This window comes from Acrocarpospora phusangensis (genome assembly GCF_016862995.1).
GTDB classification, from domain to species: domain Bacteria; phylum Actinomycetota; class Actinomycetes; order Streptosporangiales; family Streptosporangiaceae; genus Acrocarpospora; species Acrocarpospora phusangensis.
The window spans coordinates 158,136-182,297 of the sequence record NZ_BOOA01000007.1; the positions used below are offsets into that span (position 1 = coordinate 158,136).

The 24,162-nt window shown below is 68.6% G+C and carries 27 protein-coding genes; 4 read left to right on the forward strand and 23 right to left on the reverse strand.

Features of this window, described 5'->3' with window-relative positions; translation table 11 throughout:
• Positions 1 to 18: 18 nt before the first annotated feature.
• The 22 genes from Aph01nite_RS06480 to Aph01nite_RS06585 form a co-directional block, all read right to left on the reverse strand.
• Positions 19 to 768, reverse strand: coding sequence for a hypothetical protein (locus Aph01nite_RS06480; protein ID WP_204039821.1), 750 nt, complete (start codon positions 766 to 768; stop codon positions 19 to 21).
• A 3-nt stretch (positions 769 to 771) separates the two neighbouring features.
• Entirely contained in the window at positions 772 to 1,230 is a 459-nt protein-coding gene (locus tag Aph01nite_RS06485; protein WP_204039822.1) for a hypothetical protein, read from the reverse strand.
• Entirely contained in the window at positions 1,227 to 1,613 is a 387-nt protein-coding gene (locus Aph01nite_RS06490) for a hypothetical protein (RefSeq protein ID WP_204039823.1), read from the reverse strand. Before Aph01nite_RS06490 ends, Aph01nite_RS06485 begins: the two co-directional genes overlap by 4 nt.
• The gene (locus Aph01nite_RS06495) at positions 1,613 to 2,665 is read right to left on the reverse strand and encodes a hypothetical protein (RefSeq protein WP_204039824.1); all 1,053 of its coding nucleotides are present in this window, start codon (positions 2,663 to 2,665) and stop codon (positions 1,613 to 1,615) included. The genes Aph01nite_RS06490 and Aph01nite_RS06495 overlap by 1 nt, the downstream gene beginning before the upstream one ends.
• A complete protein-coding gene (locus tag Aph01nite_RS06500; protein ID WP_204039825.1) occupies positions 2,665 to 2,838 on the reverse strand; it encodes a hypothetical protein in 174 nt (57 codons plus the stop codon). Before Aph01nite_RS06500 ends, Aph01nite_RS06495 begins: the two co-directional genes overlap by 1 nt.
• Positions 2,835 to 3,302 carry an SAP domain-containing protein gene (locus tag Aph01nite_RS06505; RefSeq protein WP_204039826.1) on the reverse strand — a complete coding sequence of 156 codons (468 nt, stop codon included), beginning with the start codon at positions 3,300 to 3,302 and terminating at the stop codon, positions 2,835 to 2,837. The genes Aph01nite_RS06500 and Aph01nite_RS06505 overlap by 4 nt, the downstream gene beginning before the upstream one ends.
• On the reverse strand, positions 3,248 to 3,742 hold the full coding sequence (locus Aph01nite_RS06510) for a hypothetical protein (protein ID WP_204039827.1): 495 nt from the start codon (positions 3,740 to 3,742) through the stop codon (positions 3,248 to 3,250). Before Aph01nite_RS06510 ends, Aph01nite_RS06505 begins: the two co-directional genes overlap by 55 nt.
• Entirely contained in the window at positions 3,742 to 4,170 is a 429-nt protein-coding gene (locus Aph01nite_RS06515; protein WP_204039828.1) for a hypothetical protein, read from the reverse strand. Before Aph01nite_RS06515 ends, Aph01nite_RS06510 begins: the two co-directional genes overlap by 1 nt.
• Before the next feature lie 12 nt (positions 4,171 to 4,182).
• The gene (locus Aph01nite_RS06520) at positions 4,183 to 5,661 is read right to left on the reverse strand and encodes a phage major capsid protein (protein ID WP_204039829.1); all 1,479 of its coding nucleotides are present in this window, start codon (positions 5,659 to 5,661) and stop codon (positions 4,183 to 4,185) included.
• Positions 5,658 to 6,683, reverse strand: a complete 1,026-nt coding sequence (locus tag Aph01nite_RS06525; protein ID WP_204039830.1) for a head maturation protease, ClpP-related — start codon at positions 6,681 to 6,683, stop codon at positions 5,658 to 5,660. The genes Aph01nite_RS06520 and Aph01nite_RS06525 overlap by 4 nt, the downstream gene beginning before the upstream one ends.
• On the reverse strand, positions 6,661 to 8,742 hold the full coding sequence (locus Aph01nite_RS06530) for a phage portal protein (protein ID WP_204039831.1): 2,082 nt from the start codon (positions 8,740 to 8,742) through the stop codon (positions 6,661 to 6,663). Before Aph01nite_RS06530 ends, Aph01nite_RS06525 begins: the two co-directional genes overlap by 23 nt.
• Entirely contained in the window at positions 8,739 to 8,894 is a 156-nt protein-coding gene (locus Aph01nite_RS06535) for a hypothetical protein (protein WP_204039832.1), read from the reverse strand. Before Aph01nite_RS06535 ends, Aph01nite_RS06530 begins: the two co-directional genes overlap by 4 nt.
• A 103-nt stretch (positions 8,895 to 8,997) precedes the next feature.
• The gene (locus Aph01nite_RS06540) at positions 8,998 to 10,596 is read right to left on the reverse strand and encodes a phage terminase large subunit (RefSeq protein WP_204039833.1); all 1,599 of its coding nucleotides are present in this window, start codon (positions 10,594 to 10,596) and stop codon (positions 8,998 to 9,000) included.
• The gene (locus Aph01nite_RS06545; RefSeq protein WP_204039834.1) at positions 10,596 to 11,084 is read right to left on the reverse strand and encodes a hypothetical protein; all 489 of its coding nucleotides are present in this window, start codon (positions 11,082 to 11,084) and stop codon (positions 10,596 to 10,598) included. Before Aph01nite_RS06545 ends, Aph01nite_RS06540 begins: the two co-directional genes overlap by 1 nt.
• Positions 11,085 to 11,224: 140 nt before the next feature.
• Complete coding sequence (locus Aph01nite_RS06550) at positions 11,225 to 11,875, reverse strand: hypothetical protein (RefSeq protein WP_204039835.1); 651 nt, start codon at positions 11,873 to 11,875, stop codon at positions 11,225 to 11,227.
• A complete protein-coding gene (locus tag Aph01nite_RS06555) occupies positions 11,875 to 12,735 on the reverse strand; it encodes a hypothetical protein (protein WP_204039836.1) in 861 nt (286 codons plus the stop codon). Before Aph01nite_RS06555 ends, Aph01nite_RS06550 begins: the two co-directional genes overlap by 1 nt.
• 71 nt (positions 12,736 to 12,806) lie before the next feature.
• The gene (locus Aph01nite_RS06560) at positions 12,807 to 13,328 is read right to left on the reverse strand and encodes a hypothetical protein (protein WP_204039837.1); all 522 of its coding nucleotides are present in this window, start codon (positions 13,326 to 13,328) and stop codon (positions 12,807 to 12,809) included.
• 11 nt (positions 13,329 to 13,339) lie between these two features.
• Positions 13,340 to 14,041 carry an ATP-binding protein gene (locus tag Aph01nite_RS06565; protein ID WP_204039838.1) on the reverse strand — a complete coding sequence of 234 codons (702 nt, stop codon included), beginning with the start codon at positions 14,039 to 14,041 and terminating at the stop codon, positions 13,340 to 13,342.
• On the reverse strand, positions 14,025 to 14,924 hold the full coding sequence (locus Aph01nite_RS06570) for a helix-turn-helix domain-containing protein (RefSeq protein WP_204039839.1): 900 nt from the start codon (positions 14,922 to 14,924) through the stop codon (positions 14,025 to 14,027). The genes Aph01nite_RS06565 and Aph01nite_RS06570 overlap by 17 nt, the downstream gene beginning before the upstream one ends.
• A 187-nt stretch (positions 14,925 to 15,111) precedes the next feature.
• Positions 15,112 to 15,888, reverse strand: coding sequence for a phage antirepressor N-terminal domain-containing protein (locus tag Aph01nite_RS06575; protein WP_204039840.1), 777 nt, complete (start codon positions 15,886 to 15,888; stop codon positions 15,112 to 15,114).
• The gene (locus Aph01nite_RS06580) at positions 15,889 to 16,161 is read right to left on the reverse strand and encodes a helix-turn-helix transcriptional regulator (RefSeq protein ID WP_204039841.1); all 273 of its coding nucleotides are present in this window, start codon (positions 16,159 to 16,161) and stop codon (positions 15,889 to 15,891) included.
• The gene (locus Aph01nite_RS06585; RefSeq protein ID WP_307836764.1) at positions 16,158 to 16,424 is read right to left on the reverse strand and encodes a helix-turn-helix domain-containing protein; all 267 of its coding nucleotides are present in this window, start codon (positions 16,422 to 16,424) and stop codon (positions 16,158 to 16,160) included. Before Aph01nite_RS06585 ends, Aph01nite_RS06580 begins: the two co-directional genes overlap by 4 nt.
• Positions 16,425 to 16,641: 217 nt before the next feature.
• On the opposite strand from Aph01nite_RS06585, the gene Aph01nite_RS06590 reads away from it, so the two are divergent.
• Both Aph01nite_RS06590 and Aph01nite_RS06595 read left to right on the forward strand, forming a co-directional pair.
• Positions 16,642 to 17,601 (forward strand): hypothetical protein, encoded by a 960-nt coding sequence (locus Aph01nite_RS06590; RefSeq protein ID WP_204039843.1) that lies wholly within the window; start codon positions 16,642 to 16,644, stop codon positions 17,599 to 17,601.
• Between the two features lie 81 nt (positions 17,602 to 17,682).
• The gene (locus Aph01nite_RS06595) at positions 17,683 to 19,128 is read left to right on the forward strand and encodes a tyrosine-type recombinase/integrase (protein ID WP_204039844.1); all 1,446 of its coding nucleotides are present in this window, start codon (positions 17,683 to 17,685) and stop codon (positions 19,126 to 19,128) included.
• A gap of 3 nt (positions 19,129 to 19,131) precedes the next feature.
• Here Aph01nite_RS06595 and Aph01nite_RS06600 read toward each other — a convergent pair whose 3' ends face one another.
• Positions 19,132 to 21,402 carry a rhamnogalacturonan lyase family protein gene (locus Aph01nite_RS06600; RefSeq protein WP_275418671.1) on the reverse strand — a complete coding sequence of 757 codons (2,271 nt, stop codon included), beginning with the start codon at positions 21,400 to 21,402 and terminating at the stop codon, positions 19,132 to 19,134.
• A 249-nt stretch (positions 21,403 to 21,651) separates the two neighbouring features.
• On the opposite strand from Aph01nite_RS06600, the gene tyrS reads away from it, so the two are divergent.
• Both tyrS and Aph01nite_RS06610 read left to right on the forward strand, forming a co-directional pair.
• The gene (tyrS, locus tag Aph01nite_RS06605) at positions 21,652 to 22,914 is read left to right on the forward strand and encodes a tyrosine--tRNA ligase (RefSeq protein ID WP_204039845.1); all 1,263 of its coding nucleotides are present in this window, start codon (positions 21,652 to 21,654) and stop codon (positions 22,912 to 22,914) included.
• Between the two features lie 87 nt (positions 22,915 to 23,001).
• Complete coding sequence (locus Aph01nite_RS06610; protein ID WP_204039846.1) at positions 23,002 to 23,871, forward strand: tetratricopeptide repeat protein; 870 nt, start codon at positions 23,002 to 23,004, stop codon at positions 23,869 to 23,871.
• Positions 23,872 to 24,162: the final 291 nt, after the last annotated feature.

Genomic DNA, 24,162 nt, shown 5'->3' on the forward strand with positions numbered 1-24,162 from the left:
GGCGTCGATGCGGCTGCATTAGAACTCCGGCGCGGTGAGGTGGCGGACGATGAGCACGGCGAAGCTCACGCTGGTGAACGTGCCGGAGCTGACGACCCGCAGGTAGCGCTCCACCGTCAAATCAGCAGCGGTCGAGATGCGCTCGTAGGAGTGACTCGCGGTGACCTCGGCGAACTCGCCGCCCACCACGGCCGCCCACGAATCGGCGCCGCCGTCGTCGGATGACTCCTCGATGCCGATCGTCACGTCGTCGCCGTCGAGGTCGAACACGTGCAGGTAGGCCGACAGGCCGAACTCGGTGGCCGCGCCGTCGTCGATCGAGTCGCCGTCGGTCGCCTCGGTGTCCGTCCGCGCCCCGGGCGTGCCCTGACGCCCCCACTCCACGCCGAACCCTGCGGCTGCCAGCGAGCTCACGTCGAAGGTGAACATCCCATCGGCGGCGCGGTTGCCCGGGTAGTCGATCTGCTTGGCCACCAGGCCGGCGCCCGGGTTGCCCAGCGTGGTGCCGCGGCAGTAGGAGAGGACCTGGTCTCCGGTCGGCAGCGCCGAGAACACCGGGTGCGCCCGGCCTTCATCGGGGTTGAAGAACGCCTGGAGCGCGATCTCCCCGTCGATCTTCCCGCCGATCCGCTCCTGGCCCTCCTTGTCGATGCCCGTGACGATCAGCGGGGCGGGGCCGCCGCCGATGCGGGAGATGCTCCCGATGTCGTTGGCGAAGTCGTAGCCGGAGACGAACAGCCTGTCCCCGAACCCTGGACCCTTCGGCATGCCTCAGCCTCCCTGTTCCCATACGTCGGTGCAGATCAGCGGGATCACCATGTCCCCCACCCGGTAGAGCCGTTCGTCCTGCTCGAAGTAGTTGAGGTCGGCGGCCAGGCCGATGCCGTGCTCGCCCATGAGGTCGATGTAGGAGACGGCCCCGCCCAGCTCGAAGTCCGCCGTGTACAGGCCCATCAGGTGAGTGAGCGCGTTCATCAGCAGCAGATCGATGTCATCGCGCGGCTCAGCGTCGGCGCTGGTCTTGATGCGCAGAAAGAACAGGATCCGCACGCTCGTGGACGACAGCCCCGACATCGCCTGCACTGGCTGGATGTGCTGGCCCCATAGGTCCGCGTGCAGGCCGGCGCCGACCGCGTTCACGGACTCGTGCTTGTTGACCGTCTCGAAGTGCCCGCACGCCATCGCATGCGACACCAGCGCGTCCCGCATCGGCTCCAGGTCCAGGCTCATCGCATCCGCTCCAAGTACCTCGGAAGGATGCGCTCCGCGAGCGGCCGAGCCTGGTGCTGGAGCATGCCGGTGGCGCGCTCGAAGGAGTGGTAGCCGCGGAAGCGGGTCTTCGGATAGTTCCGAGAGCCGATGCCCTCCAACCACCAGCCGTAGATCACCTGACGGTCGTGGACCACGACGTCGCCGCCCATGGCCTGCACGGTGATGGCCGACTCGTAGCGGCCCGTAGGGTTCCGAAGCGACCGGTCGAGGAGCAGGTGCACGTTGGCCAGGCCCTGCTGTCCCACGTCCTTCTTGGCGGCGTCGATATAGTCGGCGACGGCGCGGACCGCCCGCCCGTCGAACAGCGGCCCGGAGATGCTGACCTTGATCTGGACGTCCATCACACCGCCCCCACCCTGAGCCGCCGGTAGGCGCGCATCACGTCGGCGCGGAGTTCCTTCAGGCCGCGGCCGGTGAACTCCTTCTGGTGGTCACCCGACCCAGACACCCGCGCGTAGCCGGAGCGCTCCTGCAGCAGCTGGTTCAGCGCCAGCGCGAGAGAGAAGTCCCGGACCAGCTCGGGCGGCTCATGCACGGCGACCGCATCCGCCTGCGCGTGCGTGGCCGCCTCAGTGCCGAGGACGCCGCGGCGTACGGTCAGCGCCCGCCCGGCGTAGACATCCGCGCCGGAAGTGTGGGCCGCGAGAGTGGAGCCGTCCCAGCCTCGCCGGACGATCAGGTTGTTGCCCGCGACGTCCTCGACCAGCATTCGTTCGGCGTCGATCAGGATGACCTCGTCGGCCGAGAACGCGGCCCCGGAGCTGACCGCGACGAGCGTGCCGTTGTTGAGCGCGGTGAGGTTCCCGCCCAGGTTCTGCCCGGTGTCCGCCATGCTGCGGCCGGACACGATCATCCGCTCCGACCCGATCCGGATCAGCGAGCCCACGCCGACGACGGTCGAGTCCGACACGGTGGCCGTGGCCGCCGTGGTGCTGGCCAGCGCGGCGGCGAGGGTGCCGGCCGGAGACTCGTCGGCGCTGTGCCCGTACACGCCCATGACCTCGATGGCCCGCTGGTGGGTGGCGGCGGCTTGCAAGGACGCGGACCGGGCGAGGTTGATTTCGATCGAGGTGTACGGCGGCTCGTCCCGGCCGTCGCTGCGGCGGAGGATGTAGTCCTCGGGGTCGAGGGTGACGCCGCCGGACACGATGGAGTCGACGCTGATGACCTCGTTGGGGCCGAGCCACAACCGCCAACTGCGGCTGTACTTCTGCGGCCAGTCGAAGTAGCGGGTGCCCGTCCACGGGTAGAAGCGCCGGCGCGTCGTCGACTCTACGGTCCGCTTCGCGGAGCCGATCGCCCGGTCGATCTGGGAGTTGCTACGCGCGGTCTCCGCGACGTCCAGGGCGCGCTTGACCTGCTCCCTGGTGCAGTAGACCGGCGTGACGAACATCAGGCACCGCCCTCGTAGCGGTACCCGCAGAAGGTGCAGCCGAGGACACCCGTCTCGCCGTTGAGCACCAGGAGGATGGCGTCGTTCGGGCAGCGCTCAGGCGCCCGGGACGCCTCCTCCTCCCGGAGGGCTTGCGCCTCGGCGGCGATGTCGGCCAGCTGCTCCCAGCTCATTTGCTCGCGTCGTCCTGTTCGAGTCGCTCGATGAGGTCGCGCTTGTTGCCGGCGGTGGGCAGCTGGCGGCGCGCGAGCTCGGCGCGGAGCTCCTCCACCTTGTGGTCGCCGTACGGCGGTCCCAGCGGCGCACTCGGCGGGATGACCGCCGGACCGGGGCCTGGAGCCGCGGTCATGTCATCGCCGAACGGAGCCCGCTCCGGCTCCCGGCCGGGCTCGGACACCTCAGGCGGCACCCTCACGTCGCCGTCCGGCCCAGCCGGGATGTCCTGCGCGTACGTCGGACCGCGATCCTTGTGGACCTTCGGCACCTTGCCCTCCTCATACCAGTCGGTAGAACCGCAGTGCGGGCATGCGCCGAGGCCGACCGCGTAGGCGGTCGTACAGTCGGCGCACACCCACAGCACGGTCAGGCCGCCGCGAGCTTCGACGCGCCGTCGTACCCGAACCAGGTCGCCGTCCACTGCACCGCGCCCGCGCCCGGAGCATGGTCCGAGCACAGGACCCGCAGCACGCCGACAGGGAGGATGAGCGGCACGTGCAGCAGCGGCGCGAACGTCACCGTCGGCGCCTCCGACCCGGCCGGGGATTGCTCCGACAGCAGGTCTGCGGCGATGCCCGTGGTCAGCGAGTAGAAGGTGCCGACGGCGTCCGCCGTGATCACCGTCGCCGCCGACAGGTCCCCGGCCGAACCGCCGGAGGGTGTGTGCTGCAGCTTGATCGTGAGGCTCGCGGTGTTGGGGATCACCGTGGACACCTGGCCCACCAGGCTGGTGAGGATGACCCTGCCGCCCGTCACCGCGAACAGATCCGTGCCAGCGTTCTGGGTGAACCCCGCCGTCTTGGCTGCACGCCGCCCCAGCAGGACAGACCGCATCTCGTTGTTCTTGATCAGGGCGCTCATTAGACGACGCTCCGCGGGAGTCGCTCCGGGGCCCGCTGCGAGTGCAGGTCGTGGATGATCGCGATGACCGGGTTACCGCCATCGTTGGTCAGCTCGACGCAGTCGAAGCCGTCCGAGAGCTGGTCGGCGCCGACGTAGATGGCGATGGCGTCGTTGGTGGTGTCGTCGGCGAGGTCGAAGGTGGCCGCCGCGTTCTGCGTCACCTTCGTCCACGTGCCGCCCACACCCGGGGCCTTGTACACCTTGCTGATGACGGCCAGGTTCTGCTCGGACAGGCCGTTGACGCTCTCCTTGAGGGTGACTACCTGGGAGCCGTCGTCCTCGAAGCAGACGAACGTCACACCGGACGCGCCCCTCAGCGGGATGTGCACCCCGTTGGCCTGGGGGACGACGTTGAACAGCCGCCCCAGCCCTTCTGTGCTTGCCATGCCGGAATCTCCTTAACGGGCCGCGAGCTCGACGAACGGGGACAGGCTGTTGCCGCCGTTGCGCGGCGTGATCGCGTTCTGGATCCACGGGCGGCCGTCGACCCGCTGCACGATTCTGAACGTGGTCTGGTTGTGGCCGAACCGGTAGTCCGAGGAGCTGTCGGCGGTCATCGCCAACCGGTCGCCGATCAGGTAGTAGGACAGGTCGGCGAAGGCGATGTCGCCGCGCTCGCCGAGGCGGCCGGCCTTCTCGCTGACGATGATCGGACGGCCGAGCAGGGTGGCGGGGCCAGGCCCAGCCGCGTTCACCACGAGCACGGGAGCGCCGCCGGTGCCGACGGACAGGGCCATCGTGTACAGCTGCGGGATCGCGTCAGGCGAGACGACCCACACCGCCGAGTTGAGCGAGGACGGGAGCATCCTCGCGTACATGTTGACGACGTTTTCGTAGACGATCGTGTCCGGGTCCTGCTCGGCGTCGGCCGCGACCGCGATGGCCGCCGGGTTGCCGGCGCCCATCCAGCCGAGGGGCTTGCCGACCCCGTTCGCGGTCATGAACGCCGCGTCCTCCTCGAAGGCGAGGACCTTCGGCCACAGCCGCTCCATCAGCGCCACGAAGCTCACGAAGGAGTCCTGGAGCAGCTGGTTCGGCACCACGCTCAGGCCGGTGAGGGTGTTGGCGTCCAGCATGACCCGGCCGAACTCGGGCTCGGACTCGGTGAGCAGCGCCGACTCCTCCGCCCAGTAGGCGATCATGCCGCCGTACAGGCTGGACGCGTTGCTGGAGACGTCGATCGTCGGGAACGGCACCCGCGAGGAGTCCATCGGGACGACGGTGGCGCGGGAGCGGACGACCGCCATCTCCAGGGCGATCTCCATCAGCTGGGCGCGCATCCGCTCCGGCACCAGGAAGCCGCCGTCGGCCGGGGAGACCGACGAGGCGGCGTTAAGGATCAGCTTCCGCTTGTCCTCGGCCTCAGGGCTGGTGTTGCGGTGCCAGATCGCCTTGATGAAGTCGAGCGCGTTGGCGAACTGGCCGTCGAGGGCCGCGCCGGGGGCAGTGGGGCTGGGCGTGGCGCCCTGCCCGTAGGAGGTGAGCATGCCGCCGCGGTTGCGGTTCTTGGTCTGCGGGTCCAGGTTGAGCCGCTTGATCCGGTCGACGTTGTCGCCGTCGAGTTCCTTGTCCTTGATGAGGTTGCGCAGCTCGCGCTGAAGCTCGGTCTGGACGATCTGACGCAGCTCGGTGCCCTCGCCCTGCTGCTTCTGCGCGTACGCCTCGACGAAGTCCTGGAACGCCTTCGGGTTGGCGATGACCGGGGCCAGGCGGCCGGGGTCTCCGATCATCTCGGCGAGTTCCTCGGAGTTGGCCGGGATCGGCACGTCCTTGGGCGGGATCGCGGTCGCCCGGTTGAGCACGCGGCCGAACTTGGTGTGGGGGATGCCGAGGCTTTCCAGCCGGTGGCGCTGCCCCGGAGTCAGAACCTTGGTCACTGAAGTGCCTCCGTTGCGGGGGTGAGCAGGCCAGCCGTCCGGGCGGCCCAGTCGTCTTCTGGTGGGGTGAGGAGGTGGGCGACCTGATCGGCCCAGGAGTCCTCGGCGCGCTCGATGGGGCCGGACTTAGCCCGGCCGGAGGAGGACGTCAGGGCGGCGCGGATGGCCTCAGCGATGTCCGCTTCGCCCCGGATCGATCCCGCCACACGTATGTTCACGACGGTGCCGCCGCCGGCGGCCTGGCCGGAGGGAGACGGCGGCGGCACCTCCACAGCTCCAGCCGCCGGACCTGGGAGAACGGCGGCAGGGCGTGCGGGCGGGGGCAGCAGCGCGGGCACGTTTGCGCGTGCTGCCGGCCGAAGACGATCGAGCTGGGCCGCCAGAGCGTCGCCCGGCTCGGCCACGTCGTCTTCGACGTCCTGTTCCTCATCGACCTCGTCAGCGAGGCCGGCCGCGACCGCGTCGGCCCCGTTGTGGTACCAGGTCTCCGCGCGCATGAGGTTGCGCCACTCCTCGACCGGGCGGCCGGACCGCTGGGCGTAGACGTCGGCGATGTTCGCCGAGATGCCGTCCAGGACCTCCGCCATCTGCTGCATGTCCGCCGAGTTGCCGGCGCACAGCCCGGACGCCTCGTGGATCATCATGGTGGCGTTGCGGGCGATGACGACCCGGTCGCCAGCCTGGGCGATGAACGAGGCTGCCGAAGCGGCCAGCCCGTCGATCATCACCACGATGTTGGCGGGGTGCTGACGGAGCGCGTTGTAGATGGCGAGCGCCTCGAAGACGTCGCCGCCGGGGGAGTTGATGTGCAGCTCGACGTTCGGCGCGGACACGGTGGCCAGCTCACGAACGAAGTCGCTGGCCAGGACACCCCAATAGCCGATCTCGTCGAACAGGTAGATGGCCGTGGTGTCCGGGCGGACGAAGTTCTCGAACCGGAACCATGTCCGGCCAGGCTCTGAAGTCGTCGGCGCCGGTCGAACGGCCGCGCGCGGTGCCCTACGGGCCTTCCTGCGATCCACCCGGGGCCTCCCACCGTGGTTCCACGTTGCCCCGACAGCTCAGCTGTCCGAGGCAGTAAACGTGGCCACCCTTGGGATAGGCCCTTCGCGCGTCTTCTATCGTGGTGAAGCGCTTGCCGTCAATGATGCCACAAGGCCTGCAAGTCGATGTGTCGTCCTCTTCGACCGCCTCCAGGTAGTCCCAGTCCATGCGGGCGAGGATCTCCCACCTGGCTTCACCTTCGGCCTGCCACAGCGCCCACCCGAGCTGACGGCGGAGCTCGGCCTGCTTCAGCGCGGCCAACTGCTCGTCGACCTCCTCGGCGACGGACTCCCCGGACTCGCCCTCCGACCAGAACCACCAGGCGAGCCGGGCCGCGAGCGTGGCCAGTGCGGAGGCCAGCAGGAGCACGATCAGCAGCGCGGCTGCGGCGAGCGCCTCGGCGAGCGGCCCGTCCTCCTCGGCCGGGTCGATGGCCTCGACGTCTTCGCCCGCTTCCTCCGCCATCGCGGCCATGCGCTGCTGGGCGGCGTACGCCTGCACCATCATCGCCGCGGTGAGTACGGCGGCGGCCTCCTCGGTCGGCACGGTCAGCTCGGCCAGCCGCTCAGGATCGCCCGAGTTGACGATCTCCTCGATCTGCTCGGCCAAGGCCTCGCGCTGTGCCGCGCTGACCTCTGCCCAGTCCGACAGGAGCTCGTCGAGCAGCTGCTCCCAGTCCGCTCGGGCCTCCTCCTGGTCGTCGTCCGCCGCGGCGCGCGGCCGCCGACGGCGAGGCACACGGGCCCACGTCGCACGCGCTCGGGCCAGCACATCCTCCGGCGTGACCGGCGCCGGGCCCGGCGGAAGCGCGGCCGGCGGCGCGGACCGCTTCTCCCACACCAGCGAGTCGGGCAGGTCCAGGGCGGCCTTCACCGAGTCGCCCGTGTACCCCGCATCGACGTACGTCTTCGCTGCGGTGGCCTTGGACTCCCGCTCCGCGTTCTGGGCCTCGGCGTCGGGTGGGACCGGGTCGTCGAAGTCCAGCTCCAGGCCGACGGCGGTTGCGCCGAACAGCGGCAGGTAGCGGGCGTTCAGGACGCTCCGCCACCGTGTCAGATGATTGTTCACCAGCCAGCGGGAGAAGACGACCTCCCCAGCCTCGGCGTTTGCCCTGTTGACGTCGTCCACGGAGCCGAGCAGGGGCTTGGGGAAGCGGAACGCCTTGCGGACTTTCTCGTCGGACAGCTCGGACAGCTCGGTGAACTGCATGTCCCGCATCGTGAATTTGCGATCTTTCCACTTTCCGCGCTCCAGCAGCGCCACCCGGTGCGCCCGCGAGACGCCGCGGTGCTGCTCGTCCCAGCGCTCGCGGAGCTGCTCGAACTCCTCGTCGTCCAGTCCCTCGTCGAACTCGATGATGCCGCCGGGTTCGGCGCTGTTCAGGAAGAAGTTCCGGTTCCACTGGGCGCCGTATCGGGCCGAGTCGAGGTCGGTCAGGATCGCCTGCACGGGGCCGAGTCCGCGGTACGGGTCGAGCGGGTTGGGGAGCCGCATGAAGACGACCTCGTCCAGCTCCAGTGGCACCTTCTCGCCGTCCGGCCCGGTGTACACGTACCCCGCGATGAACTTCTCCCGCGACGGGACGGGCGCCATCCTGTCCGGCCGCACCGGCCAGATCTCCAGCGGGATGGAGCGGACCCGCTCGTCCCGGGAGATGACCCACCAGCCTTCGCCCGTGAGCTGCAGGTGCTGGCTGATGGCCTCCCGGAACTCGAACCCCGTGAAGAAGTCGTTCGGCTCCGCAAGCAGGTCGAGCGCGAGGTGCGAGGTCACCTCGACGCGGTCTTCCTTGAGCCCGGACTTGGCCTTGCGGTAGAGCCGCCATGTCGCGGAGGCGACCGCCTGGGCGTTGGCGTCCACGATGGCGAATAGGGTGCCGTTGGTCCCGTACGCGGTCATGTGCGCGACGGCATCGCTGGTCTGCGTGGCGGCCATGCCGAGGAACCCGCTGGAGGCGGATCGGCTGACGTAGGGGACCGGCGCCTTGTTCGCCGGCCGTGCGGCGTCGAGGGGGTTGCGGAGGGAGAGCGCGCTCATCGCGACGCCCACTCGGTGTACAGGCAGGCGATGCCGGTAGCAGCCAGGCCCGCGGTCATGTTCCAGGTCCAGGCGGCAGCCACCAGGCAGGCGAGTCCGGCGATGACCAGGACGGCGCCGGGCTTGATGGCATCGAACAGGGATCGCTTCACGTGGGTCTCCTTGTACGCTCGGGGTGTTGAGCGCGTACGCGGAGGCCTACGCCTTGAAGGGTCCTGGTGGCTGCCGGGGCCCTTCCGCATTCATGATGACCGGTCAGAGGCGGCGGATGTTCTGGCGGCGCTTCAGGTCCTTCTCAGCGACCATGTATCGCTTCGCGTCCTGGCCGTGGTTGTCCTTGTCGACGGGCGTCTCCTTCGGTGGTTTCCCGGGGGTGCTGTCCCAGACGTAGCCGGTGATCTCCTCCGGCGTGCTGCACGGCTTACGCGCGTCGTCCAGCTCGGGGTCACGCTCGACCAGGCTGTCCCGCAGGATGTAGAGCCGCGGCCTGCCGTCGCCGGCCAGGCGGTACCGGGCCTGAACGGCTTGGATGCCGTCGCTCTTGGACTTCTTGGCGGCCTTGGTGGACATGCCGAGGTGGCGTTCGAGTGTGGCCCGGTCTTCGGCGTCGTGGTCGCAGATGACCCCCCGCGGCCGGGGCTCGGTCCATACCAGCTTGCAGTCCTTGCAGGTGTGGCAGTCATGTTCGTCGGCCTCAGAGTCGCAGCACTCTTCGCAGGCACGGACGAGGCGGAGGATGGTGCGGGCATGGTCTTCGACCAGGCGTTTCGTGTAGTAGATCTCCCGGTACAGGAACAGCCGGCCGTCGGGATCCTCCGCCCAGCACTGGAGCACGAACGGGTTGGTGTACCCGAAGTCGATCGACCACCACCGCACCCACGAGTCCGGGATGTTGAACCGGTCGACGAGGTGTACGGCAGGGTCGAAGTCTTCGTAGATCAGGCCCTCGGCCGCCGCCCACACGCCGTACCTCAGCCGTAGCTTCCGGACCCCGGTGAGCCGATCGAGCTTGCCGATGTAGTCGGCGCCGAAGGGGGTGACCTGGCCGTCGTCGTCGAACAGGACCGGGTTGTCCTCATGCCGGCTGAACAGCATGACCGTGTCGCCGCGCTCGGACCGCTGGTTCAGCCAGTGGGCGGGCGCGGACGGGTTGCAGTCGGCGAGTAGCTGCTGGAAGGGCAGCTTTCCGTTGCGGAGCCGGGTGGTGATGGCCTCCCAGTCCTCGACGTTCAGCTCGATGGCTTCCTGCACGAACACGATGTCGTAGTCGCTGGACATGATCTTCTGCGGCTTGTCCATGCCGCCCACCACGACCGCGCTGCCGTTCGAGAAGCGGTAGGCGGCGGCCTCCTGCTGGGATCCGCCGTACCACTCCACGTCCCCGGTCTTGATCGCCTCTGTCGCAACATGCTGCCGCCACGTCACCAGGCCGGTGGAGCCGAGGGACACCATGGTCTTGCGGACGATCAGCGCCCGCATCTCCGGATGCATGAGGGCCAGCAGCAGTACCCGCTCCAGCGTCGAACGCGACTTGCCCGTGCCGGCCGGGCCGGACAGGAGCAGCTCGTCGTCCTCACGCCGGAAGATCTCCGCAGCGGAGCCCCGCGGCCGGTAGGAGTGCCGTACGGGATCGCCTGGCTCTGGTGCGGAGCGGCGGACACGGACGACTTCGTGAACCATCTGTGGCAGGCCGCCGCCCGACAGGGTGAGCACCATGCCGTCCTCTTCGCGGATGTGACACCGCCGGCCGCTCTCGACCGACCACAGCAGCCGCCCAAGTTCGGCGTCACGGGCGAACTCGCCCCCGGCATGCTTCAGGGCGGCGGCGAGGATCCGGTCGGTGGTGACGGACATCAGCCCTCCAGGGATCCGGCGATGAGGCGCAGGTGCCGGATGGTGGCCTGGTTGGCCTTCTCCCACTGCTCCGGGGACAGGCCGAGCTCGTCGAGGACAGCGCGTAGCAGGGCGGCGATGAGGTCCCCGACCCGCTCGGAGAGTTCGATCTGGCGCTGGGCGATCCCCATGTCGTGGGCAATCTTGCACATGCGGACGAGGCGATCCCGCTCCTGGCCGTACAGTTCCAGCCATGCGTGCGCCTTCGCCGCGCGGGTGATGTCCAGGCCAGGGAACTCGCCGGACTGGCGGTCCACCTCCGTGGAGACGCCCCAGATGAGAGCCTCCGGCTCGACCTCGGCCACCCGGTCCCGCAGCCACGCGACGTGCCCAGCAGTCCACCGGATCTCGTTGAGCACCGTCTCCGTGGGGTCCCCGTCCCCGAGTGGCTCACCGAAGGAGCGCCCCCACTCGGCCGCGGCCAGACGTCGGACAGCGGCACGCTTCACCTGGGGCGCCCGACCACCATGTGCAGGGCAAACGGTCGCCCCGGCCACCGGGTACCGGCCGCACGGCTTCCCGTTGGTCTTGCGGGCGGAGCACTTCGGCTTGGACGGGTTCGGCTGCTCTGAAGGGTTCGACGGGTCGGTCATGGCTTCTCCGGGGGCAGCGGAGTGAGGATGTATAGGGCCTCGACCTCGTCGGCGTGTTCGACCACGACGAGGCATCCGCAGGTGGCGCGGGGGTTCCAGGTGCCCTCGTTGATGCGTCCACACCAGTGTTTCCACGCAGCCCCTTCGGCTGGGGGTTGTGCAGCGGGTGGGAGGTGGACATGGAGCCCCTCCGGGCCAGGCCGGTAGGCGGCGATCTGGTCGACGCTGTTAATGATGGCGACGTCGAGATCGAGACGAGCCTTGACCTGGGTCTTGATCTGGTCGAGTTCGTAGTCGGTGACGGGTGCCCGGCTGACCAGGATGAGAGTGTCTCCGGGACGGAGGATGAGGGCTTGGCCGGTGATGGTGATGCCCGTGCTGGGCGGCGTGGTGGAGTCGTTCATGGGGTTCCTCGCAGGGTTGAGGCGGAGCTGCTGGTACGTGCCTTGTCCTCTGCCTCGGGGGACGCGGTCGGCGAGGAGGTGGCCGGCGCGGATGGCCGCGGTGATGGCGGCGTACGCCTCGGCCCGAGTGCAACTGGTGGCGCGCATGATGTTGGTGGCGGTGATGCGGTCGCTGCCGTGCTCGCGGCCGGTGAGGCTGTCGTGGATGGCCTGCCATGCCGCGGCCCGCTGCTCCGGGGTCATCACTCGCCTTCCGCGCCGGGTGTGGACGGCAGCGCACCGGTCGGGCCGCGGAACGCCATCTGGAGGGCTTCTTCTTCGCTGACCTGCGGGCCGAGGAAGCTCTGGACGGCGTCGCTGGTGCGGTGCACCTCGTACTGCTGGCAGAGGTCGGCGATCGGGATGATCTCACCCTCGGGGGCGTCGTCGAACGGGGACCGGATCATGGGCATCTGGTCGCCCTCGCGGAAGTGGTCGATGCTCATGCTCACCCTGACGGCCTGGCCGCTCTCGTCGGTCACGGTGGCCAGCGCGGTGAAGCCGGTGCCGCCGCCGGCGAGCAGCGCCTCCCCGAGCCCGCTCTTGATCAGGGCGTGGCTCATGAGTTCCTTCGTGGCCTCGTAGAACTCCTTGTGCCACGGGCTGAGCTGGACCATGGCGCGCATCGCGGCGGAGTGGCCGAACAGGCGCCGCGTCACCGGCCCGAGGTCGCTGTCGACGAAGCTGAAGCCGTAGATGTCCTCGCGGTCGTCGGCTTCTTCGGCGAGCCAGAAGCTGACGAGCTCGCCGTGGCCGATGCCGGAGACCTCGACGAAGTCCTCCAGCCAGATCAGGGTCTTGAGCATGTCCTCCTCTTCGCCCGGGGGCGGGTCGTCGGCGAAAGCGAGGGGGACCTCTCCGAAGCCGAACCAGTTGAGCTTGCGGCCGAGTCCGGAGATCAGCCGATAGTCGATGCAGAACTGGGCCAGGGCGCGGCAGTAGGCGAACGTGTCTGGGGCCATCGGCTGGAGGGCTTGCTGGGCCTCCAGGTGTTCGGCGAGGGCTTCACCCCAGGGCCTGCCCTCCCACTGCACATCGGGTCCGCTGCTGGTGTTCGCCGTCATGGTTCCTCCCCTGGCGTGAGATGGTGTGGGGTGGCCGCCCCCGATGACAGCGGGGGCGGCCGTTGTGTTGTTCATCCCTGCGGGCGTCCGTTGACCAGTTCCACCACGGCCGCGGCGTGGTGCCCGCAGATGGCGATGGTCCCTTCGGCGTCGCTGAGGACGTCGTTGAGGCAGAGCGTCCCGCGTTCGGTGGGGATGGTGCACAGCCGCCGTGAGTCCGCCTCCTCGGCCTTCGTGACCCTGATGAGCAGCGTGTTGCCCGGATTCCAGAAGGACTGGCCGAACAGGGCGACCTCCAGCCCGAGGGCCTGCACGTCGGCGGAGAAGGCGGCGATCTCCCGGCCTCGGACGCTGTACGGCTCGCTGGTCAGGACGTAGTTGCCTTCCTTGTCGCGCCACATCCGGGCGTGGTCGTACACCGCGTGGCCGGACTTGCACATGCAGTCCCGCCGCTGGCATTCCAGCCCGGCGACGATCCGGGGGCAGATGAGACTGTCCGGCACGATGGTGTACCCGGCGATCTCAAGGGCTCGCTCCTCCTGGGCACGGCTGTACGGGTTCACGTACTCGTTCTCGGTGTCGGTGGTGGTCATGGGCATTCCCTTCAGGCGGACTTGCGCCGGTCGGCGCCGGTCATGGGGACGATCAGGCAGGACTCGGCGAAGCGGGACGCGACCCGCTCCCCGACCTGGTCGGCGAGCGACCTGGGCGGGAGGTTGGAGGTGACGATGAGCGGCCTGGCCTGCGCGTACCGTTCATCGACGATCTCGTAGAGCTTCTCGGCGGTGAACTCGGACGGCTTCTCCACGCCGATGTCGTCGATGACGAGCAGGGCGGCCCGCTGGCAGTCCACGAGCAGCTGGCGGTTGGGCTGGTTGCCGGGCCGGAGTTCGTCGAAGAGGGTGGTCGCTCGGATGAACACGACCGTCGGGCGGTAGCGGGTGGTCTCGCCGTAGTTGTTGGAGATCCCGCCGTGGGTGGGCGCGGTGCCGGTGGCCAGGCACCAGGCGGCGAGGGCCGTGTACGCCGTGTGGGTCTTGCCGGTCCCGACGTTTCCGCAGATGTACAGGCCTTCCGCCTCGCGGCCTTTCTGGGTCCAGTCGTAGATCTCGGGGGGCATCGCGATCGGCTTGTGGAACCGCGGCGGGATGAAGCCGCCGAGCGCCTGTAGGACCCTCTGGGAGTCGCAGGCGGGGCAGCGGTATGCACCGCCGCCGCTCTCGGGGTGAACCCAGCCGTTGCCGTCGCAATCCTCGGGGTGATCCGGGACGCGTATGGGCCGGTGGTTCTCAGAATCGTGGGTCATGGTAGTCCTCCTCCGCGTACTTGCGGGGGTCGGCCCCTGGGGCACGGTGGCCCTGTCCGGGGCGGGCTGAGGTGGCGCCGCGATCATCGCGGGATTGGAATTCGAGGCGGCCGTACTGCTCGCGGAACTTCGGCATGCCGTGGATGTTCTTCCGCCAGAAGAAGTCCTGCTGCGACCAGTCGAGGACGGCCAGAGCCTCCTCAAAGGGGGCCTTGTTCTTGTCCAAGAGCAGGCGGGCTTCGGTCCGCCATGCGTCGGTGACCTTCTCCGGGCGTCCCCGGTAGTCCTTCTTCACCAGCCAGGCCAGCAGCCGCTCGCAGAGCTGCTCGACGTCTGGGCGCGGCGGCTCGTCGCGCTTCTGCGCCCTCTTCGTCGATCCGGGACGAGAAGAAGTGTTCTTCTCTTCTATGTTGTGAGGGGGTTGAGGGGATGGGCGGGACTGTGGTCCCGCCTCCGGGGGGGACTGTGGTCCCGCCTCGAACAGCGTGGAGGGATTCTCGTCCCGGCTCTCAGGGGGGACCACAGTCCCGCCACTCAGGGGGGATCCTGGTCCCGCCTCCGAGGGGGGATCCACGTCCCGCCTTACGAGGACCGGAAGCCGGTAGTTCGTCTGCACGTGCTCCCGGGCGAACTGCGGTCGGCCCTGCTTGTCCATGCCGATCGGCACCCGGACCTCAAGGCCTCGCTTGGCGAGGCGCTGGAAGACGCGCCGGATGCTGTCGGGTTGCAGGCCGGTACGGCGGACCAGCTTGTCCATGCCGGGCCAGCAGACGCGGGTCTCGTCGCGTGCGTCCTCGGCCAGGGCCACGAGCAGAAGCCGCTCGGCGGGCGTCAGGTCGGTGGGCGCGTTGTCGAGGACCTCGGCGACGAGTCGGATCCCCATCACGCGACGGGGACCTGAAGCCGGTAGCCGGGATGCGGGGTGGCGTCGTCGGGCACGGCGCCTATGGGGCTGCTCATGGGATCCCCTTGGGTAGCAGGACAAGGCGGATGTTCCGGCGCCCGTGAACGCCAGGGAGCGCCCAGGAGGGTGGCCGGGAGGGTGGCCGGGCGCAAGGAAGACGGAACGGCTATCCGGCTCCCAGGAGTTGCCGCCACGTCTGATCGAACAGAGGACGGTGGGCTTCGGTGTAGGCCGCCACAGCACGCAGCGCCCCATCGACGAACCGATCGACCTTGCCTGGCTCGGCGCCGTACCGCGCGCGGTAGGCGGCCTTCACCCGCTTCCCGAAGCCGGGCGACAGACTGCGCAGCTGGGCTCCAGTGATGCCTCGGCCTTCCAGGTATTCGCCGACCGTGAGCGGCCGGCTGGCCGGGTCGATGTCGGGTTCCATGCCGAGGGCCAGGGCGGCGACGTGGCGGCCTTTGGCGTCCAGCCAGTCCGAGTTCACAACACCCTTGAGGCTGGCCAGGACGCGCGCTTGGGCTTCTGCCCGGCCGATGATGTCGGCGAGCTGATCGGTGGTGGCGCGCGGGTTGATGGCGCCGCCGTTGAACACGTAGTCGTAGAGGGCGTCGGCGAACTCGACCTGCCAGCGCTCGATGCGCTCGCGGGTGCTCTGGTTGGCCATGCGTCCGGTCTCGATGTTCGCGATCCACATCGGGACGATCCTGTGGCTGATGACGAAGTGCTCGCGCACCTGAGTATCGCCCGGAAGCTGCACGTACATGTTGTCCGTACGGCCCTTTGACCAGGCAGAACGCTTGATCAGGTTGCGCTGCCCGTCAGGGTCGAGTCCAACCGGCACGGTCAGCCGGCGCAGTGGGAGACCGAGATCTCCGTTCGGCATCGGTACGACGGGGAACCGTTCGCCGTCGAACTCGAACAGGGCGGGGACGGCGGCCATCTACGCCGCCGTCCCGGCGTCCTGCATGTCAGCGTCGCGCTGGGCGTCGAGCCAAAGATCAATCTCAGACCGCCAAGCTACGAGACGACCGGCCTGCTTCCAGACGGGGGGAGCGTCCTTGCGACGGGTCTTGCGCCACCACCGGATGGTCTCCTCTTCCCGCCGGATGTACTTGGCGATCTCCGGCAGCAGGAGGAGCTTGTCATCAGCGGGGCGCGCGGCACGGGTGCCCGCAGGCGGCTGAACGGCGGCCTGGGCCTTGGAAGTCTTCATCTGGCCTTCCTGGGCTTGGACTGGGTGAGGGGGGCGGCGATCAGAGCCTCCGTGGGGACGCCGAGTGCGGCAGCCAGGCTCCTGGCGACTTCGTGCGTGCAGCCGAACCGCTCACCGCGTTCGAGCCTGGAGATGAAGGAGTTGTGCGTGCCGCTCGCGGTGGCGAGGTCAACTTGAGTCATGCCGATGACGCGCCGAAAAGCGCGAAGTGCGTGCGCGTTGAGGCGGTAACGGCCTCGGTAGGTATCAGCTTTCACTGCCACAGCCAGCAGTCTGCCACAGTTGATACCTCAATTGCCATCCGAGTTGGCAGTTCGAGTGTTAACTTGCAGCACATCTGCCTGGACGATCTTCAACCACTGTGCATCTCGGCTGCCATCTGGCTGGCTAGCCACCAGGTCGTATGTCAAGTACGGTGGCAACATCCGAGATGTGACATCGCAGGTAACAGGAGCCTTCTAGGTCGGTACGGTTTGCCGCATGGCAGAAGAGGTGAGAGCGACGAAGACGCTCGGTGAGTACGTACTTGAGCGCCGCAAGCAGCTGGGGCTGTCGCAGGACGCTGCCGCATGGCTGGCAGGCGTGGCAAAGAGCACCTTCAGAAATGTCGAAGGCGACCGAGTCGAAGAGGCCAGGACCTGGCGTCAGATCGAACGGGCACTGGGATGGCGCACTGGCAGCGAGGAAGCCATCAGGGCAGCTTCGCCGCCGCGAACAATTCTCTCGGATTGGTCCTTTCGGATCATTCTTAAGGTGATCATTTGGGAATATGACAACCTGGCAATTCTCACGCAATCATTCCGAATGGCCCAGCATAGAGTAACCGACGCCGAGAAGGTGCTCGAAGAAACGCTACAAGGAGTCGGTTCCGCTGAATCGAGAGGAGATCAAGTACAAAAAGCCATACACGAGGTCAAGGCGGATGAGCTTCGGGAAGTCGTGAAGGATCTGACCACGGATCTCCGCGAACACGAATCTGGGCTAAGCGATTTCGAGCGTGTGTCCGAGAGGCGCAGAGCTGCGTTTCACGATTTCCTCGCACGTGTCATCGAGCGCGACCTTACGACCAACGTAGGTGCCGCTCAGTTCACAACCGCGCTGTTCGACGGGCTAGAGTTCCGCGAATTCGCCGAGATCGCCGAGGAAGTTCGACGATGGCGAGGATTCGACCTTCTCGACATCGTGGATAGATCCCAGCTGTCGGCTGGACGGCAGGCTGCATTCGACGAATTGCGCAAGGATGCGGCTGCTCCCGTTCCCATCCCGAATAGTCCAGAACCTCCGCAGAGCCGCCACGTGATGCTACCGCTGGTGTTCTCGCACAGCCTCAGCGATGTCGAGATCGGATGGATTACCGAGAAATTGGTAAGCCTGGCATCCGATTTTGCTCAGGCGATTGTCCTCGGCAAGTCTGGTTCCGTGAGGGAGGATGGTGGATAGGTGGCGCATGTAGAAGACCGCTGGATGCGGAAAGCGCGCGGACCAGATGGTAAGTACATTTACAAGAACGGCAAGCCCGTCATGGAGCGTGACCCGGCGCGCTACGGGAAAGGCAAGCGGTGGCGGCTCCGCTACATCGGCCCTGACGGGAAGGAGGACAACGAGTCCTTCGAGCGCAAGGCCGACGCGGAGAACCGGAAGATCCAGGTCGAGGCCGATCTCCTCAAGGGCACCTTCATCGACCCGGACGCGGGCAAGGTCACCTTCCAGAAGTTCGCGGAAGAGGTCGTCGAGAACCGGACCTTGGACGTCTCCACCAGGGAGACCATGCGGTCCCGGCTCGCCGGCCACGTCTACCCGCACATCGGCGGCCGGGAGCTGGGGCAGCTGGCCAAGCGCCCCAGCATGATTCAGGCCCTGGTGCGCAAGCTGGAGTCGGCCGGGCTCGCGCCGACCTACATCGAGACGATCATGCGTCACGTCGGGACCGTGTTCGCCGTCGCGGTCGCTGACGAGGTGGTGGCCAAGAACCCGGTCCAGTCCTCGGCCGTGGTCCTCCCGGAGTCGACCCGCAAGAAGATCGTGCCCTGGACGGCCGGGCAGGTGCACGGAATGCGGGAGGCGCTGCCCGCCCGCTTCGGGGCGATGGTCGACGCGGGCGCCGGGCTCGGGTTACGCCAAGGGGAGATCCTCGGCTTCTCGCCCGACGACGTCGACCAGCTGCACGAGGTGGTGACGGTCCAGCGACAGATAAAGGTATTGCGCGGGAAGCTGTTCTTCTCCGCGCCGAAGGGCAACAAGACGCGCCAGATGCCGTTGCCGGCCAGCGTGAAGCGCGCCCTGGACGACCACGCGACGACGTTCCCGCCCGTGACGGTGACGCTGCCGTGGCGGTCCCCGGACGGGGAGCCGCACACCGCACGCCTTTACTTCAGCATGCCGGGCAATGCGTACGGCGGGGCGATACACAAGGACCGGATCAACGAGTCGTGGCACGATGCCCTGGAAGAGGTCGGCATCGTCCCGCCGCTCCAGGAGCGGCTGCTGATCGCCGCGGGGGCGAGCCCCGAGGAGGCGAAGCAGATCATCGGCATCATCGAGAGCGAGTCCCGGCCGCGGTCCCTGCCGGCCTACGTGAGCCGGATGCCGGACAGCCACGTGACCGCGGTGCTGGCGCGGATTCGCAGCGGCGAGGATGTCGCCGCGCTGTCGATCCAGCAGGACTTGCCGCCGGAGGCGCTCAAGCGGCCCCGGGCGGAGAGCCGCGGGGCCGCCTATCGAGAGCACGGCATGCACGCGATGCGCCATTACTTCGCGAGCCTGCTGCTGACCGAGGGTGAGAACCCGAAGGCGGTCGCGGAGTGGCTGGGGCACACCGATGGGGGAGTGCTCCTATTGAAGACGTACGCGCACTTGATGCCGAAGTCGGAGCAGCGGATGCGGACCTTGGTCGACAGGGCGTTGGAACGGCCCGCCGACCAAGATCACGGCCCACTCACGGCCCGAGAGCGTGGAGCCGGAGCATGAGGTTCAGCGGACGTACACGTTCGGCCTGGTCGGAGTGGCCATCCCATCGCCTATGTAGAAGCTGGGATGCGGCGGCTGGTTGTAGGCGGTGTTCTGCCACGCGATCGCCACCCGGTACATCGGGTCGTGCGCCAGCGTGTGGATCTTCCGGTCGGTGACCGAGGTGGTCGCGTAGATCCGCAGTGCCGTGTTGGCCGTCGTCGGCCAGACCACTTCCTCCCGCCAGTCGCCCAGGATGTCCCCGGACAGCGACGGTGTGGCCTTGGTGCCGTTGTTGGAGTGCACGCCGGAGGCGGTCAGCAGGCGGGTGTCGCCGCCGGTGCCGTACTTGTCGACGCGGGTGGCGTCCACGAGTTCGCGTACCGGGTCGCCGTCCCACCAGGCCAGGAAGTTGATCGAGGAGGGCTCCCGGCCGAGCGAGGCGCCGGTCGCGCTGCGCAGCGTGGTGTCGCTGGCCGACCACGACTCGGCCCCGGCGCTGCCGGACCAGACGTCGGCCGAGACGCCGCGTCCGTTGTCCGCGCCGCTCGCCGTCTGCCACAGCACCTGGCCGGTACGGGCGTCCGCGAACCACGAACCCGGGCGCGCGGTCTCCTCCGACACCTTGAACACCTCCAGGCCGGCCCGGCCGGGGTTGAGGTCGCCGACGTGCAGCGCGTCGCCGTGCCCGAGACCGGTGTTCCACAGCGGCGAGCCGTTGTCGTTGATCGTCATCGAGCCGAAGACGATCTCGTCCCGGCCGTCCTGGTCCACGTCGGCCACCGACAGCTGGTGGTTGCCCTGCCCGGCGTACTGGCTGCCGGAGGAGTTGGAGTCGAACGTCCAGCGCCGGGTCAGCGTGCCGTTGCGGAAGTCCCAGGCGACGATCACCGTCCGGGTGTAGTACCCGCGCGACATGATCAGGCTCGGCCTCGTCCCGTCCAGGTACGCGGTGCCGGCCAGGAACCGGTCCACCCGGTTGCCGTAGTTGTCGCCCCAGGAGGAGACGGTGCCGCGCGCCGGCTCGTAGTTCACCGTGGACAGCGCCGCGCCGGTCCTGCCGTCGAACATGGTCAGGTACTCGGGACCCGCCAGGACGTAGCCGGAGGAGTTGCGGTGGTCGGCGCTCGAACTGCCGATCACCTGGCCGGTGCCGGAGGTCGTGCCGTCCGCCGTCTTCATCGCGACTTCCGCGTCGCCGTCGCCGTCGTAGTCGTACACCTGGAACTGGGTGTAGTGCGCGCCGGCGCGGATGTTGCGGCCCAGGTTGATGCGCCACATCCGGGTCCCGCTCAGCGTGTACGCGTCGACGTAGACGTTGCCGGTGTAGCCGGACTGGGAGTTGTCCTTGGCGTTGGAGGGGTCCCATTTCAGGACGAACTCAAAGTCGCCGTCGCCGTCCAGGTCGCCCACGCTCGCGTCGTTGGCGGCGTAGGTGTACGCCTCGCCCGACGGCGTGGTGCCGCCGCCCGGCGGCTGGATGGGCACGTCCAGGTAGTTCCCGCCGGTGAACCGCAGCGACGCGGGCGACGCGGCCTGCTCCACGCCCCCGACGACCGCCCGCACCGTGTACGACGCGTCCGCCGCGGCCGAATCGAGGTAGTTCGTGGAGTTGCTGACCGTGCCCACGAGGCTGCCGCCGCGGTAGACGTTGAACGTGGTCGCGGAGGTCTCGGTGCCGAGCAGCCGCCACGAGACCAGGTTGGAGCTCCCGGACCTGACGCTGATCACGCCGCGGTCGAGGTCCTCGACCTGCTTGGCTCCGGCGGGGATCGGGCTGGTTCCGGGGCTCGGGCTCGTGCTGGGACTCGCACTCGGACTGGCACTCGGGCTCGGGCTGGTGCTGGGACTGGTGCTCGGGCTGCTACTGGGGCTGCTGCTGGGGACCGTACCCGTGCAGACCGTGCCGTTCAGGGCGAACGACGGGGGGACCGGGTTGCTGGAGTTGTTCCACGAGGCGTTGAAGCCGAACGTCACCCCGGCTCCCGTGGCGAGCGCCGCGTTGTACCCGGCGTCGGCGGCCGTGACCTGCGAGCCGCTCTGGGTGAGGGTGGTGTTCCACGCCTGGGAGACCACCTGGCTGGCCGTGAACGTCCAGACCAGGCGCCAGCCGTTGAGCGGATCGCCCAGGTTGGTGACGGTCACGTTGCCGGTGAAGCCGCCCGACCACTGGGTCGAGACGCTGTAGTCGACCCGGCACCCGGGGGCGGCGGCGGCCCGGGCGGTGAGTCCCGTGGACGCCGCCGCCAGCGCGATCATCCCGATGATCGCGAAGCGCTTCGATTGCGTACGCATGTGCCCTCCCTGTGGGGGACTGGGATCACCACCATGTACTGAAACTTTTCGGAAAGCGCTATCCTGCCCGGTTCCCGGATCGGCGGGCAGCCGCCGGCAGGTCCCTAACCAGGAGACATCCGATGCCCGCGCGCGAGCGGCAGGTGAACGTTTCAGCTCCCGGTATCAAGTGGCGATAGGGTGCCGTGATCAGGCAGGCTTGAACCGAACGACAACGATTCGACCCGACGAGCAATGGAAACAGGGACCGTGACCGACATCCTCGATGAGCTCGACTGGCGCGACGTCACCGCGCAGACCACCGATGCCGACGCCCTCCGCGCGGCACTGGCCGAGGGTCCGATCACCGTCTATGCGGGCTTCGACCCCACCGCGCCCTCCCTGCACGTCGGCAACCTCGCCACCCTGCTCATCCTGACCCGCTTCCAGCGCGCCGGGCACCGCCCGATCGGCCTGGTCGGCGGCGCCACCGGCCTGATCGGCGACCCCAGCGGGCGCAGCACCGAGCGGGCGCTCAACTCCGAGGACATCGTCCAGGAGTGGGTGGCCAGGATCCGGGTGCAGGTCGAGAAGTTCCTCTCCTTCAGCGGGGAGAACGCCGCCACCCTGGTCAGCAACCTGGACTGGACCGCCGGCATGTCCGCCATCGACTTCCTGCGCGACATCGGCAAGCACTTCCCGGTCAACCGCATGCTGGCCCGCGAGTCCGTGTCGGCCCGCCTGGCCGGCGAGGGCCTCAGCTACACCGAGTTCAGCTACCAGATCCTGCAGGCCAACGACTACCTGGAGCTCTACCGCCGGTACGGCTGCACGCTCCAGCTCGGCGGCAGCGACCAGTGGGGCAACATCATCGCCGGCGTGGACCTGATCCGGCGGGTGGAGGGCGCCCACGCGCACGTCTTCACCGGCAAGCTGATCACCAAGGCCGACGGCACCAAGTTCGGCAAGACGGCCGGCGGCGCGGTGTGGCTGGACCCGGCGCTCACCTCGCCGTACGCGTTCTACCAGTACTGGCTGAACGCCGACGACCGGGACGTGATCCGCTTCCTCAAGGTGTTCACCTTCCGGACCCGGGAGGAGATCGAGGACCTGGAGAAGGCGGTCGCCGACCGGCCGTTCGCCCGGGAGGCGCAGCGCACGCTGGCCGAGGACCTGACCACGATGGTGCACGGCGCCGACGAGCTGGCCCGGGTGGTGGCGGCCTCGCGCGCCCTGTTCGGCCAGGGCTCCATCGCCGACCTGGACGAGGCCACGCTGGCGTCGGCGCTGGCCGAGGTGCCGCGGGCGGAGGTGGCGGGGCTGGGCAGGCCGTACATCGATCTGATGGCGGAGAGCGGGCTGGTCAAGTCCAAGTCCGAGGCCCGGCGCGCGGTCAAGGAGGGCGGCGCGTACCTCAACAACGTCAAGATCACCGACGAGGAGTACGTGCCGTCCGCCGACGACCTGCTGCACGGCCGCTTCCTGGTGCTCCGCCGGGGCAAGCGCACCATCGGCGGCATCGAGATCAACTGAGCGTTCTGCGTATTCGTTCACAGAAGTCCGCGCGCCGGACGCCTACGGTTGGGCAACCCCTCCCCGGACGGCGATCAAGGCGGAACGATGGACGTGGAACAGGACGTGACCCGGCTGGGCACGGTCATGGCCGAACTGCTCGAGTGCAACCGGCTCCTCGCCGCCGGCGACCTCACTCCCGAGGTACGCCTGCGGCGGGGAATCGCACTCGGCGAGATGCGCGACCACGCGGGCGCGCTGGCCGAGTTATCCATCGCGATCGAAGGGCCACTCGGGCCTGACGACCTCGCCGACGCCCACTACCGGCGATCCCTGCTGCTGGGCCGCTTCGGCCGCCACGCCGAGGCCGAGGCGGACGCGACCGCCTCCCTGATCGCCAAGCTCACCTCGCGCGGGTACACCGCCCGCGCCATCGCCCGCGGCCTGCGCGGCGACCACCAGGGCGCGTGGACCGACACCGAGCGCGCGCTCCTGCTCAACCCCCGCGAGTGGGAGGCCCGCGCCGTACGGGGGCGGGCGTTCCTGGGCATGAACCGCTGGCAGGACGCCGTCGACGACTTCGACTGGGTCATCGAGCTGGGCGAATGCCCTGCGTACGCGGCGCAGTTACGGGTGGACCGGGCGGAGGCGCTGCTGGCCCTGGGCGACGCCGTCCGCGCGGTGATCGACTGCGACCTGGCCGTCGCCGTCCCCGGGCACCTCGTCCCGGGCGCGCACCGGGTGCATCTGGTACGCGCCCGCGCCCGGCTCCTGCTGGGGGACGCCGGGGCCGCCCTGGGGGACTGCTATCTGGCCGCGGCTCTCGCGCCGGGCGTTGCGGAGGTGTTCGAGGTCAGGGCGGCGGCGTACGAGGCGGCCGGTTGCCCCGAGGAGGCGAGGACCGATCGGGTCCGCGCCGCGGAGCTGCGTGAACTTCCCGGGCCAAGAATTGTCGGTGCGCCGGTAACAGTCGTGTAGCGAAGCCGCCGGACCGCCTGATCCGCGAGCCGGGATCGGCGCCATTACAGCGGCCTTGACCTGGGAATTCATGGGGGCGGAGCGCCGATTTGACGGGGCGGGAACGGTTGCCTAATGTTCTCTTCGCGCCGGGAGCGCAGGGCGGCCGAAAGGCAGCCGGGCCCCGGTCCATCCCACTGATCGAAACCCGATCATTTGTGATGTGATCAAACACCCCAAACAGGGTGATTGGACACGAAGCGGATGACAAGGTAAGTTAGAGGGGTTGCCCCGGAGCCGGGGTGAAGATCC